We start from the raw sequence: 13,083 nt of genomic DNA on the forward strand, positions 1-13,083 counted from the left end.
TCGGGGCGTGACCGTTACGGTCACGCCCCGATTTCCGTTTGTGGTGGTGAACCCGCTGGTCGTCCGTTGCGTGCGGCTTTGTGCGGGGCGTGGTTTTGCGGCCCGGTAGCGTTGCGGGGATGGACCGTCGCCGGGGTGTGCCGGCGCGGCCGGGTCATGGGTGAGGCGCGGGTGGCGATGGTGCGGACGGCCGGTGTGGACCGGTCGGGTTCGGGTGACGTCGGTGCGGTGGGCGGGGGCGTGCCGGGCCGGCCGCTGCCGTGGTGGTTGTCGCTGCTGGCGGCGGTCGGGGCGGGGCTGGCGCTGCTGGTGTCGTTTCCGCCGTACGGCCGGTGGTGGCTGGCGCCGGTCGGGGTGGCGTTGTTCGCGGTGGCGGTGCACCGGCGGCGGCCGCTGGCCGGGTTCGGGTACGGGGCGCTGTCCGGTGCGGTGTTCTTCGTGCCGTTGCTGTCCTGGACGAACCTGCACCTGAGCAATCTGCCGTGGCTGCTGCTGTCCGGGCTGGAGTCGGCGTACCTGGGGTTGCTGGGTGCGGTGGCGGCGTACGTGAGTCCGGTCGTGGACCGGGCGCGGTGGTCGTGGCCGGCGGTGACCGGGGTGTTGTGGGTGGCGCAGGAGGCGTTGCGGGACCGGACCCCGTTCGGCGGGTTCCCGTGGGGTCGGCTGGCGTTCAGCCAGGACGAGTCGCCGCTGCTGCGGCTGGCGGCGGTCGGTGGGGCGCCGCTGGTGACGTTCGCGGTCGCGGTCGCCGGCGGGTTCGTGGTGGCGGCGCTGTGGCGGTCGTGGCGGCCGGTGGGCCGGGCCGCGCTGGTGCCGGTCGTGGCCGGGCTCGGTGGTGCGGTGGCGGTCGTCGGGGCCGGGTTCGTGGTGCCGGTCGGTGGTACGCCGACGACGGGTACGGCGGTGGTGGCGGTGGTGCAGGGCAACGTGCCGCGGATGGGTTTCGATTTCAACGCGCAGCGGCGGGCGGTGCTGGACAATCACGTCAACGGCACCGTCGAGTTGGCGCGGCGGGTCGCGGCCGGCGAGCAGGAGCGGCCGGACCTGGTGGTGTGGCCGGAGAACTCCAGCGACATCGACCCGTTGCGGAACGCGGACGCGGCGGCGCGGATCTCGGTGGCCGCCGACGCGATCGGGGCGCCGATCCTGGTCGGTGCGGTGTTGCGGGGGCCGGAACCGGGTCAGGTCCGCAACGTGGGCCTGGTGTGGCTGCCGGGGGTCGGCGTCGACCGGGAGCGGATGTACGTCAAGCGGCATCCGGTGCCGTTCGCGGAGTACGTGCCGTTGCGGGACATCGCGCGCATGGTCAGCAAGGAGGTCGACCGGGTGGCGTCGGACTTCGTGCCGGGGTCGGAGCCGGGGGTGTTGCCGCTGGGGCCGGCGGTCGTCGGTGACGTCATCTGTTTCGAGGTGGCGTACGACGGGATCGTGCGCGACACAGTGGTCGGGGGTGCGCAGTTGCTGGTGGTGCAGACGAACAACGCGACGTTCAACGAGGCGGAGGCGCGGCAGCAGTTGGCGATGGTGCGGCTGCGGGCGGTCGAGCACGGCCGGCAGGCGCTGATGGCGTCCACGGTCGGGGTGTCGGGGTTCGTCGGGGTCGACGGGCGGGTATTCCAGGGCACCGGGTTCAACACCGCCGAGGTGATCGTGCGGGAGCTGGAGTTGCGGGAGGGGCGCACGGTCGCGACGCGGGTCGGGTTGTGGCCGGAGGTGCTGCTGGTGGTGGGTGCCGGTGCGGTCGTCGCCGTCGCGGCGGTGTGGCGTCGCCGGGCCCGTCCGGCCGGCGCGGGTACGGCGGTCGTGGCGGGCGCCGGTGAGGATACGGAGGAACGGTGAGCGACGACGTGGGCGGCTACCCGGGGGTGGGCCGGGTGCTGGTGGTCATCCCGACGTACAACGAGGCCGACAACGTCGGCGTGATCACCTCGCGGGTGCGGCGGGCGGTGCCGGCGGTCGACGTCCTGATCGCCGACGACAACAGCCCGGACGGCACCGGTGACGTCGCCGACGCCATCGCTGCCGACGATCCGCGGGTGCACGTGCTGCACCGGCCGGGTAAGCAGGGGCTGGGTGCGGCGTACGTGGCGGGGTTCGCGCTGGCCCGCGAGTGCGGCTACGACGCGGTGGTGGAGATGGACGCCGACGGTTCGCACGCCCCGGAGGAGCTGTCGCGGCTGCTGGACGCGGCCCGTGACGCCGACGTGGTGATCGGGTCGCGGTGGGTGCGTGGCGGGAAGGTCGTGAACTGGCCGTGGCACCGGCAGCTGCTGTCGCGCGGCGGGAACCTGTACACGCGGCTGGCGTTGGGGATGCCGGTCCACGACGCGACCGGCGGCTACCGGGTCTACCGGCTGCCGGCCCTGGAGAAGATCCACTTCGAGTCGGTGGCGTCGCAGGGCTACTCGTTCCAGGTGGAGTTGTCGCGGCGGGTGCACCGGGCCGGGCTGCGGATCGTGGAGGTGCCGATCACGTTCGCCGAGCGGGAGCGGGGGGCGAGCAAGATGAGCACCCTGATCGTCGGTGAGGCGCTGTGGCGGGTCACGATGTGGGGTGCCCGGGACCGGCGGGACGCGGTGACGAAGGCGGTGCGGTCCCGTACCGACGCCCACGCGCGCTGGCCGTGACCGGTACGCGTGTCATGCTTGAATGGTTGGACACCGAGCTTCGGGATGTGAGCTGACATGCGCGGCAGGCTCCGCTACGTGCCGTTGGCCCTGCTGGCCCTGGCGGTCGTCGAGGTCGTGGTGTTCGTGTTCGTCGGCCGGGCCATCGGGTTCGGGTGGACGATCCTGATCGGGCTGGCGGCGTCGGTGCTCGGCATGTGGCTGCTGCGCCGGGAGGGGCTGCGCGCCTGGCGCGGGTTCCGGGACGCGGCACAGTCGGGTGCGCCGCCCGGCGAGCAGGTCACCGACGGCGTCGTCGGCCTCGCCGCCGGGCTGCTGCTGGCCGCGCCGGGTCTGGTGTCGGGTGCGGCCGGGCTGCTGCTGACGGTGCCGCCGGTACGTCGGCTGACCCGCCGCCGGGTCCAGGGCGCCGCCGAGCGGCGGGTGTCGTCGGCGGTCGCCGGTGACCTGTTCGGGCCCCGCCGGGTGCGGGTGCACCGGGGTGAGCCGGCGCCGGAGCCGGCCGGGCCGACCCTGACCAAGCCGCCGCCCGGTGAGCCGGCTCCGGAGCCGGCCGGGCCGAGCGAGGTCATCGAGGGCGAGATCGTCGAGCCCGGCCCGCCGCGCCGCTGACGACACGCCCGACCGTTTCCGGCCGGCGGTGTCGGCCCGCACGTAGGATCTGCCGGCGATGACGACGATGCGAAACGGGCGTACGACGGCGGACGGGGACACCGCGCCGGAGGTGGCGCGGACCGGGCCGGACGGGGAGATCACGGAGACGCGGCCGTGCGCGCACTGCGGGCGGCCGGTGCCGCAGCGGGCCGCGGCCGGGCGGCCGTTCCGGTACTGCCGCGACAACGACGGCGCCTGCCAGCGCGAGTCCCGTAACACCCGGATGCGGCACCGTAACTCGCCGGGCCTGGCCGGTCAGGTCGCCCGGACGTGGGAGGCCGTCGACCGGCTCGACCAGGTCGTCGGCACCCTCACCGAGGCGTTGCACGCCGAACTGTCGCCGGCCGGGGTGGAGCGGCGGCTGGCCGAGGCCGACGCGGCCGCCGCCGCCCGGGTCGCGGCCGCGCACGCCGAACGTGACGAGGCCCGCGCCGACGCCGAATCCGCGGCCCGCGCCGCCGGCCAGGCCCGTGAGCAGGCTGCGGCCGCCGGGTCGGCCCGTGACGAGGCCCGCGCCGACGCCGACCGGGCGCGGGAGCAGGCCGCGCAGGCGATCTCGGCGGCGAAGGCCGCCGTCGTCGAGCGGGACACCGCCCGTGGGCAGGCCAGCGCCGCCGAAGCGCTGCGGGAGCGTGCCGAACAGGACCGCGACACCGTACGCGGCGAGCTGGTCGCCGCCCGCGCCGACGCCGACCGGGCCGGCCGGGAAGTGGCCGGGCTGCGCCGGGACCTGGCCGGTGCGGTCGCCGATCGGGACACCGCCCGCGCCGACGCGCAGCGGGCGACGCAGGCGGCCGCCGACGCGGTCGCGCAGGCCGAACGGTCCCGGGACGAGGCGGCGGCGGCGCGGGCGCGGGCACAGGAGGCGACCCGTGACGCCGAGCAGGCCCGGGCCCGGGCCGGGCAGGCCGACGACGACGCCGCCCGGGCCCGTACGGTCGCCGACGCCGCGGTCCGGGACCGGGACGCGGCCCGCGCCGAACGGGACCGGGTCGCCGGCGAGCTGCGTGCCGCCGCCGCCGATGCCGCGGCGGCCCGCGCCGACGCCGACCAGCTCGCGGTACGGCTGGCCGCGGCGCGCGCCGACGCCGACGCCGCGCAGGCCCGCGCCGGGCAGCTGTCCGGCCAGGTCACCGATCTCGCGGCGGCGCTGGCGGCGCTGGGTGCCGCCAGCCGGCCGTCCGGGGCGCCGCCACCTGTCGACGGGGCGGCGGCCGGCGCCGTACCGTCGGTGTAGGCGCACGCGGTAGCGGGCAGTATCACCCCGGATGACCGGGCGGCCGGTGGCGGGTTCCGGCTATCCTCGGAGCGTTTGTCCGACACCGCCCGGCGGGAATCGCCGGGCTGTCGCAGGTCGTTACATTCAGCGAGAAGGTTGTCAGGTGGCATCCGGCCGACCGGGGCCACCACCGCACCACGTACGGAACACCAGCACCACGACCGAGGGGAAAGCCGATCATGGGCGAGCGCATGCTGCGCGGCAGCCGTCTGGGAGCAGTCAGCTACGAGTCCGACCGCAACACCGAACTCGCTCCGCGCCAGACCCGCGAGTACCTGTGCCTGAAGGGCCACCAGTTCGAGGTGCCGTTCGCCGTCGACGCCGAGGTCCCCACGACCTGGGAGTGCAAGTTCGACGGCAGCGTCGCACGCCTGGTCGACGGCAGCGAGCCGGAGCAGAAGAAGGCCAAGCCGCCGCGTACGCACTGGGACATGCTCCTGGAACGGCGTTCGATCGCCGAACTGGAGGACATCCTGAACGAGCGGCTGGAGGAGGTCCGCGCCCGCCGCGGCGGCCGCTGACCGTGTCTTGTCGAACCGCCCCCGGCAGGCCCGTTCCGGCCTGCCGGGGGCGGTTCGGTGTCGTGGCGCCTACCGAAGGACCAGGTGGTGGAATGTCGACCGGGAACGGCACCGTACGGGGCGTCGGCGTGCTGGCCGCGGCGGTCGTCCTGCTGACCACCGCCTGCGCCGGCCCCGAACCCGCCACCACACCCGGCACATCCGGCCCCACCGCCACACCCGGCGCCGCCACGACCACCGCCGCCGCCGACGCGCCGGCGGCCGACGCGGCGTTCGCCGACCTCGAAACCACGTACGACGCCCGGCTCGGCGTCCACGCCGTCGACACCGGCTCCGGCCGCACCGTGTCGTACCGGGCCGACGAACGGTTCGCGTACGCGTCGACGTTCAAGGCCCTCGCCGCCGCCGCGGTCCTCGACACGACCACGACCGCGCAACTCGACGCGACCGTCCGCTACACCCGCGCCGACCTCGTCACCCACTCCCCGGTCACGCAACGACACGTCGACACCGGCATGACCCTGCGCGCCCTGTGCGACGCCGCCGTCCGCTACAGCGACAACACCGCCGGGAACCTGCTGCTACGCCACCTCGGCGGCCCCGACGGCTTCGAACGGGCGCTGCGGCGCGTCGGCGACACGAGCACCGACGCCGACCGCTGGGAGACCGACCTCAACCAGGCCACCCCCGGCGACCGGCGGGACACCAGCACACCTCGGGCGCTCGCCACGAGCCTGCGGGCGTACGCCGTCGACGACGCCCTGTCCGGCGAGGACCGCGACATCCTCAACGGCTGGCTGGCCGGCAACACCACCGGCGACGAACTGATCCGTGCCGGTGTGCCGGACGGCTGGACCGTCGGCGACAAGACCGGGGCCGGCGGCTACGGCACCCGCAACGACATCGCCGTCCTGCGGCCGCCGGGCCGGGCACCGATCGTCGTCGCCGTGCTGTCCAGCCGTGACCGTAAGGACGCCGGCTACGACAACGCCCTCATCGCCGAGGCCACCCGGATCGTCGTCACCCACCTGCACCCGTGACGCCGGCTACCGCCGGCCATACCCACCTGCACCCGTGACGCCGGCCACGCCGGCCATACCCGCCTCCATCCGTGCCGCCGGCTACCGCCGGTCGCGCAGCGCCGCCGCCCGCCCGGCGGCGGCCGTGACCGCCCGGCGCAGGATTTCCGGATCGACGCCCGGCGCCGCCGGGAACACCACGCCACCGGCCGGGTCGGCGGCCACGGTGGGCGGCGGCACCGGCAGCGCCGGCAGCCCGCCCGCGTACGCGGCCACCGCGTCCACCCCGACCGGCCCGTCCGCGGCCGGCTCCGGCGGGGCGGTGGCCGGCGAGCCGGCCGCGCCGCGCCGCCGCAACCCCGCCAACAGCTCGGCCCGCCCCCGGCCCCGCAACAGCAGCAGGACGAACGGGTCGGCGTCCAGCAGCCACGACGCCTGGTAACACAACGCCGCCGCGTGCCGGCACGGAAACTCGAAGTCCGCGCAGTCGCACTCCGGCTGCAGGTCGCCCAGATCCGGCAGCAGCCGCACGCCGGCGTCGCCGGCCGCCGCCACCAGGTCGTGCGGCACCTCACCGTCCAGCAGCGCCGCCAGGTAGCCGGCACTGCCGGCGACCTCGTCGGCCAGCCGCTCCCAGCCGGCGTCGGCGAGCCGTTCCACGTGGACCACCGTCGTGTACGTCGCCCCGTCGTCGCCGTACACCGGCGCGGCCAGCCGGCCGGGGGAGACCGTGATCGACCCGACGTGCCCGGTGTACGCGTACCGGCGGCCCTTGCGCAGCTGCTCGGCGTCCAGCGCCGTCTCCTCCATCGCCCGTACCCAGGCCCGGCCCCACCACGACGCCGCGAACTGCCGCACGCGGCGGCCGCCGCGCCCGAACGCCGGGAAGCCCCGCACCCGGTCGCCGCTCACCGCAGCACCACCAGTTCGGCCAGCTCCGCGTCGGACAGCTCGGTCAGCGCCGCCGCACCGGAGTGCAGCACCGCGTCGGCCAGTTCCCGCTTCGCCGACAGCATCGCGGCGATCCGGTCCTCGACGGTGCCCTCGGCGACCAGCCGGTGCACCTGCACCGGCCGGGTCTGCCCGATCCGGTACGCCCGGTCGGTCGCCTGGTCCTCGACCGCCGGATTCCACCACCGGTCGAAGTGGACGACATGATCGGCCCGGGTCAGGTTCAGCCCTGTCCCGGCCGCCTTCAACGACAGCACGAACACCGGCACCGCACCGGCCTGGAACCGGTCCACCAGCTCCTGCCGGCGCGGCAACGACGTGCCGCCGTGCAGCAGTTCGCACCCGAACCCGCGCCCGCGCAGATGCCGGCGCAGCAGTCGCCCCATCGCCACGTACTGGGTGAAGACCAGCACCGCGCCGCCACCGGCCACGATCGCGTCGACGAGTTCGTCGAGCAGTTCCAGCTTCCCCGACCGGCCGGCCAGGACCGGCTCGTCCTCCTTCAGGTACTGCGCCGGGTGGTTGCAGATCTGCTTCAACGCGGTCAGCAGCGACACCACCGCACCCCGGCGGGCCATCCCGGCCGTATCCGGCAGCCGCGCCAACGCCTCACGGACGACCGCCTCGTACAGCGCCACCTGCTCCACCGACAACGCCACCGGCCGGTCGGTCTGCGTCTTCGCCGGCAACTCCGGCACCACGTCCGGATCCGACTTGCGCCGCCGCAGCAGGAACGGGCCCACCAGCCGCGCCAGACCGCGCGCCGCGGCCTCGTCACCGGACTCCACCGGATCGGCCCACCGCCGCCGGAACACCGTACGGGGACCCAGCAGCCCCGGCGTCGCCCAGTCCAGGATCGCCCACAACTCGTCCAGGTTGTTCTCCACCGGGGTACCCGTCAACGCCACCCGTGCCCCCGCGCCGCCGGCGACCAGCCGCAGCGCCCGTGCCGACAGCGAGCCGGCGTTCTTGACGTGCTGTGCCTCGTCGGCGACGACCAGCGCCCACCCGAACCGTGCCAGCCGGGCCGCGTCCAGCCGCATCGTCGCGTACGTCGTCAGCACGAACCCGCCCGTCACCGCTTCCAGCGACCGGTCGGGGCCGTGGAACCGCGACACCTCGACCCCCGGCGCGAACCGGCGCACCTCCCGCTCCCAGTTGCCGAGCAGCGTCGCCGGGCACACCACCAGCGTCGGGCCCGCCGTCGCCGGATCGGCCTGCCGGTGCAGGTGCAGCGCGATCAACGTGACGGTCTTGCCCAGTCCCATGTCGTCGGCCAGGCACGCCCCCAGCCCCAGTGACGTCATCCGGACCAGCCACCGCAGTCCACGCACCTGGTAGTCGCGCAACGTCGCCGTCAGCCCGGCCGGTACGGCGACGCCGGCATCCGGCCCGGCACCGTCCGGGGTGGCGCTGTCCGGGGTGGCGAGCCGCTCCCGCAGCCGCGCCAGCCAGCCGTCGGCGACCACCTCGACCGGCTCCCCGCCGACCACCGTCGAACCCGACAGCACCGCCGCCAGCCCGTCCACCGCCGCCACCGCCGGCAACGACCCCTCCCGCGCCCGCGCCACCACCTCCGGAGCCACCAGCACCCACCGGTCCCGTAACCGCACCACCGGCCGCCGGGCCGCCGCCAGCACCTCCAGTTCGGCCGCCGTCAGCGGCTCGCCCCGTAGCGCCACCTGCCAGTCGAACGACAGCAGCGCACCGGCACCGAACACCCGGCCACCGGCCGCTCCCGAACCGCCGGAGCCCGCACCGACCAGGGCCCGTACGGACACGTCGCGCTCCACCTCCCGCGGCCAGCGCACCGCGACCCCGGCCGCCGCCAGCCGGCGCGCCGCACCGTCGACCAGTTCGGCCACCTCGTCGTCGCCGAGCACCATCCGGTCCGGCACCGGCCCCGACAGCAGCCGCCGCAGCGGCTCCCACACCCGCGCCGCCCGCCGTACCGCCAGCACCACGTCCTGCGGCGCCCGCGCGTCGAACCCGGCGGCCGCCCCCGCCCACACCGGCGCCACGTCGGCGACCAGCCCCGGATCGGCCAGCCCGTGCACCTGGACCACCGCCTGCCACGGGCCGGCCGCCGGATCACCGCCGGGCACCTCCAGCCGCAGCGACACCCGTACCCCGGCGTCGACGCCGGCGGCCAGTTCGGCCGCCCAGTCCCGCAGCCCGTCGACCCGCCGCGGCGCCCGGCCGGCGTACGCGGTCCCGTCCGCGTCCCGGTCGCGCGGCAGGTCGTCGGCGACCGCGTCCAGGAACGCCCGCAGCAGCGGGTACGCCGCCGGCAGCCGGACCCCGCCGACGTCCGGCACCGGTACGGCGCGTGCCCAGCCGGGCATCGCCGCACCCAGCGCACCGATGCGTCCGACGTCGTCGGCGTCGAGCGGGCCGACCCGCCACGCGTCGAAGCCGGCGGGGGAGACCCCGGGCAGCAGCCGCCCCCGCGCCACCAGGTGCAACGCCACGTCGGCGGCCGCCGACCAGAACGCGGCCGCCGGGTGCGCGTCGGCCTGCGCACCCGCCTCGGCGAGCAGGGGCAGCGCCGTGCCGACCGGTAGCCGGCGGGCGGCGACCGTCGACACGGTGACGCCGGCACCGTCGGGGACCGCCACGGTCAGCTCACCGCCGTCGCCGGGTACGTCGTCGGGCGGCGGGCCGCCGTCGGGCGACCAGAACGCCAGCCGGCCGGCCCGCGGCGGGTCCGCCGGCTCGAAGACCACCGCGCACCGCCGCCACATCGTCGTCACGCCCGCCCCCGGATCCGTCAACCAAACTCAGTACGCCGTACGGAGTCCGACCATTGTAGCCACGCCAGCGGCACAGCCTCCTCCACCGGGTTGACCTTCACGCCGCTCGAAGCCCCACGATGGGCGGCGTGAGGGAACAAGACGACCGGATGACGATCGGGGCGTTCGCCCGGGCCACCGACGTCACCACGAGCGCACTACGGTTCTACGACGACTGCGGCCTCGTCCGCCCCGACGCCGTCGACCCGGTCACCGGATACCGGTACTACTCGCCGGACCAGATCGACGAGGTCGTCCTGATCCGCCAACTACGGCAGGCGGGACTGCCGCTGGAAGACGTACGACGACTGCTCGCGGGCCCGGCCGAAGCGGCCGAGGAACTCCTGGCCGCCCACCTGCGCACGTTGGAACGCGCCGTCGAGGTCGCCCGCGCCACCGCCACCACCGCGCTGACCCTGATCCGCGACCGCACGGGCAACGTCGTCACCGTCCCCGGCCGAACACTGGCCCAGGCGATCGGGCAGGTCGCCCCGGCCGCCGACACCACCGGCGAGATCCCCGTGCTCGGCGGAGTCCTGATCGAGACGACGGCGGGAGAACTCCGCCTGATCGCCACCGACCGGTACCGGCTGGCGGCCAGGTCGATAACCGTCAGAGGCCGCCGAGAGCCCGCAGCGGCGGTCGTCGCGGCCCCGCACCTCGAAGACGCACGGCCGTGGATCGGCGAGCAGACCAGCGTACGGCTGCGGCTCGCCGACTCCCACGTCCGGCTCGACGGGCCGGGCGGCGAACGGCTGCTGCCGACGATCGACGGCACGTACCCGTCCTACCGGGTCGTCCTCGACGACCCGCCCGAACCCCTGACCCGGGTCGTCGCCCCCCGAGAGCGGCTCCTGGCCGCCCTCGGCGACGACCCGCGAGCCCGCCTCGACCTCCTCGTCGGCGACGGCCTGACCATCACGTCGTCCGCCCACGACCGGCCGTCCGTCACGGTCCCCGCCGACACCACCGGCGAACCGGTGGCGATCAGCTTCCGGTTCACCACGCTGCATCCGGCCCTGTCGGCCAGCGTCGGCCCCGACGTGATGCTCCAGATCACCCGACCCCACCGGCCCGTCGTCGTCCGCTCGGCCGACGACGGCGACTTCACCACCCTGGCCATGCCGGTCAAGGCAACCACCCCGCCCGCACCACAAGGAGAACCGTGAACCAGCCGGCGCAGACCATGCCCGACGCGACCATGACGAGCATCGCCGCCGCGGTGGAACTCGGCCGATCAGGACAGAAGGTCCAGGCCCGCGACACCCTCACCGCCCTGTGGGACCAGATCGGCGCCACCGGCGACGCCCTCCACCGCTGCACCCTCGCGCACCACCTCGCCGACCTGCAGGACACCACCGAAGCCGAACTGCTGTGGGACGAACGCGCCCTGGCGGCCGTCGCCGACCTCACCGACGAACGCGCGAAGCGGTACCACTCCTCGCTCCAGGTCCAGGGCTTCCTGCCGTCACTGCACCTCAGCCTCGCCGACGACCACCGGCGCCTGGGCAACACCGCCCTCGCCCGCGAGCACCTGACCACCGCCCGGAGCCTCGTCGAACACCTGCCCGACGACCCGTACGGCGACATGATCCGCGGGGGCATCCAGCACGTCACCCGGGCCCTGGCGGCGGGGTCGACGCACCGCCTCGCATCCCACCCGTCCTCGAACGGCTGACCGCCCACGGCAGCCGACCCGGCGCGCCGGCCGGGACGAACCCCGACCGGCACGCCGCCGCACACGTCCGGATCAGCCGAGATGCCGGGCGAAGAACCGAACGTTGCTGTCCACCTCGAATGCCGGGACCTCGCCGTGCCCGCCCGGATTGGCGTGCAACGTCTTCTCCGCCGAACCGAAGGCGTCGAACAGCGCCAGCCCCTGGGCCCGCGGCACCCGCTCGTCGTCCCACTGCAACAGGAACTCCACCGGCACGGTGACCCGCGCGGCGACCTCGGCCGATGCCAGCGCCCCGCCCAGGCCCAGCACCGCCGCACGGACCCGGGGCTCGGCGGCGACGAACGGAACACCGAGCCCGCACCCCAGCGACACACCCCAGTAGCCGACCGGGCCGGCACCGACCCGGTCGAGGTCCTGGACCGCGTCCAGAACCGCCCGCCACTCGGGAACGGTCTGCCGGGCCACCAGGGCCTGGAACCGCGCGATCAGCGGAGCCAGCTCCGCCCCGGCGGCCACCCGGGCCTGGTTCGCGGTCGCGATCCGGTCGTACTCGGGGTCCTTCGGCCGGTCACCGTGACCGGGCACGTCGACCGCCACCACCGCGAAACCGCACCCGACCACGAAGCGGCGCGCCCGGGCCACGATGCCGGGCGCCTTCTTGTGCTGGCCGCCGCCGTGTCCCATCAGGACCAGGGGACGGGGGCCGGTGGCGCCGTCCGGCGTCCACAGCACGCCGGGAATCTCGCCGAGGGTGAACAGCTGTTCACGGACGCCGTCCGACGACGTCTCGAAGGTGAAGCGCACAGGATGTCGAGCCTTTCGGGATGCCTTGTGCGGGCACTCCCTAGACCATGCGGGGGAGGGAGTCCCGACCTGTCACAGGGTTGATCGGTCTCACCTCCTCGACTCACAGCGGCGCACGGCGTCGCCGAAACTATCACGACGACACCGCCCGGCCGTCAGGGCTCGGTGGCCCGCCGGGCGCGCAGAGCCCGCAGTTTGTGGCGGTTGCCGCAGCGTTCCATCGCGCACCACCGCCGGGCGCCGGGACGGGAGGAGTCGACGAACACCAGCGGGCAGTTGTCGCCGGCACACACGCGGAAACGCTCGGACAGCGGCCCGGACAGCAGGCCGATCATCTCCCGCGCCAGCGTCGAGAGCGCCTGCGCGGCTCCCACCGGCGTCGCCCATCGCGCCGTCGTGCCGTCGGCGGCGAGTTCGGGCACCAGCGACGCCGCGGCCGCGGCGTGGTTGATCACGTCGACCGCGCCGCAGGGGAGGGCGCGCCGTGCCGCCCGGGCGTGTGCCGCCTCCCAGATCGCCTGCCGCAGCGCCTTGGCCGCGGTCAGCTCGCCGGCCGTCGCGGGGACCGTCAGGACCGCGGCCAGCGGTGGCTGGGCCAGCCATTCGGCCAGATCGGCCGGCTCGTGGAGGGTCTCGAACACCGCATACCGGCCCTCGCCGCCGGTGTGGGCGAAGTCCAGGCAGAGCGCTCCGGCGTCGAACCAGAACGACCCTCCCCTGGGGTCGTGCAGCACCCGTCCGGTTGCGTCCGCTCGCAT

12 protein-coding genes are annotated in these 13,083 nt (G+C 75.2%); 8 read left to right on the top strand and 4 right to left on the bottom strand.

Annotated elements, in window-relative coordinates:
- The first annotated feature begins 156 nt into the window (after positions 1 to 156).
- The 6 genes from lnt (at position 157) to bla (ending at position 6,121) form a co-directional block, all read left to right on the top strand.
- A complete protein-coding gene (gene lnt / locus AB0M79_RS29770) occupies positions 157 to 1,839 on the top strand; it encodes an apolipoprotein N-acyltransferase (protein WP_364219968.1) in 1,683 nt (560 codons plus the stop codon).
- Positions 1,836 to 2,627 carry a polyprenol monophosphomannose synthase gene (locus AB0M79_RS29775; RefSeq protein WP_364219971.1) on the top strand — a complete coding sequence of 264 codons (792 nt, stop codon included), beginning with the start codon at positions 1,836 to 1,838 and terminating at the stop codon, positions 2,625 to 2,627. The genes lnt and AB0M79_RS29775 overlap by 4 nt, the downstream gene beginning before the upstream one ends.
- A 57-nt stretch (positions 2,628 to 2,684) precedes the next feature.
- Positions 2,685 to 3,239, top strand: a complete 555-nt coding sequence (locus AB0M79_RS29780) for an FxsA family protein (protein WP_364219974.1) — start codon at positions 2,685 to 2,687, stop codon at positions 3,237 to 3,239.
- 58 nt (positions 3,240 to 3,297) lie between these two features.
- On the top strand, positions 3,298 to 4,518 hold the full coding sequence (locus AB0M79_RS29785; protein ID WP_364219977.1) for a hypothetical protein: 1,221 nt from the start codon (positions 3,298 to 3,300) through the stop codon (positions 4,516 to 4,518).
- A 221-nt stretch (positions 4,519 to 4,739) separates the two neighbouring features.
- Complete coding sequence (locus tag AB0M79_RS29790; RefSeq protein ID WP_357540311.1) at positions 4,740 to 5,081, top strand: RNA polymerase-binding protein RbpA; 342 nt, start codon at positions 4,740 to 4,742, stop codon at positions 5,079 to 5,081.
- A gap of 92 nt (positions 5,082 to 5,173) precedes the next feature.
- Positions 5,174 to 6,121 carry a class A beta-lactamase gene (gene bla / locus AB0M79_RS29795; protein WP_364219980.1) on the top strand — a complete coding sequence of 316 codons (948 nt, stop codon included), beginning with the start codon at positions 5,174 to 5,176 and terminating at the stop codon, positions 6,119 to 6,121.
- Positions 6,122 to 6,202: 81 nt separating this feature from the next.
- On the opposite strand, the gene AB0M79_RS29800 is transcribed toward bla, so the two are convergent.
- Both AB0M79_RS29800 and AB0M79_RS29805 read right to left on the bottom strand, forming a co-directional pair.
- Complete coding sequence (locus AB0M79_RS29800) at positions 6,203 to 7,012, bottom strand: SWIM zinc finger family protein (protein WP_364219983.1); 810 nt, start codon at positions 7,010 to 7,012, stop codon at positions 6,203 to 6,205.
- Complete coding sequence (locus tag AB0M79_RS29805) at positions 7,009 to 9,795, bottom strand: SNF2-related protein (protein ID WP_364220049.1); 2,787 nt, start codon at positions 9,793 to 9,795, stop codon at positions 7,009 to 7,011. The genes AB0M79_RS29800 and AB0M79_RS29805 overlap by 4 nt, the downstream gene beginning before the upstream one ends.
- A 128-nt stretch (positions 9,796 to 9,923) precedes the next feature.
- Between AB0M79_RS29805 and AB0M79_RS29810 the strand changes: the two genes are divergently transcribed.
- Both AB0M79_RS29810 and AB0M79_RS29815 read left to right on the top strand, forming a co-directional pair.
- Positions 9,924 to 11,012: a MerR family transcriptional regulator gene (locus AB0M79_RS29810; protein WP_364219986.1), complete on the top strand. Its 1,089-nt coding sequence runs from the start codon at positions 9,924 to 9,926 to the stop codon at positions 11,010 to 11,012.
- 17 nt (positions 11,013 to 11,029) lie between these two features.
- Positions 11,030 to 11,521, top strand: coding sequence for a hypothetical protein (locus AB0M79_RS29815; RefSeq protein WP_364220052.1), 492 nt, complete (start codon positions 11,030 to 11,032; stop codon positions 11,519 to 11,521).
- Between the two features lie 72 nt (positions 11,522 to 11,593).
- Here the strand turns inward: AB0M79_RS29815 and AB0M79_RS29820 are convergent, their stop codons facing one another.
- Both AB0M79_RS29820 and AB0M79_RS29825 read right to left on the bottom strand, forming a co-directional pair.
- Positions 11,594 to 12,325 (bottom strand): alpha/beta hydrolase, encoded by a 732-nt coding sequence (locus AB0M79_RS29820; protein WP_364219989.1) that lies wholly within the window; start codon positions 12,323 to 12,325, stop codon positions 11,594 to 11,596.
- Positions 12,326 to 12,480: 155 nt separating this feature from the next.
- Positions 12,481 to 13,083, bottom strand: a complete 603-nt coding sequence (locus AB0M79_RS29825; protein WP_364219992.1) for an ABATE domain-containing protein — start codon at positions 13,081 to 13,083, stop codon at positions 12,481 to 12,483.

It is taken from the genome of Polymorphospora sp. NPDC051019, assembly GCF_040683055.1.
Classification (GTDB): Bacteria; Actinomycetota; Actinomycetes; order Mycobacteriales; family Micromonosporaceae; genus Polymorphospora; species Polymorphospora lycopeni.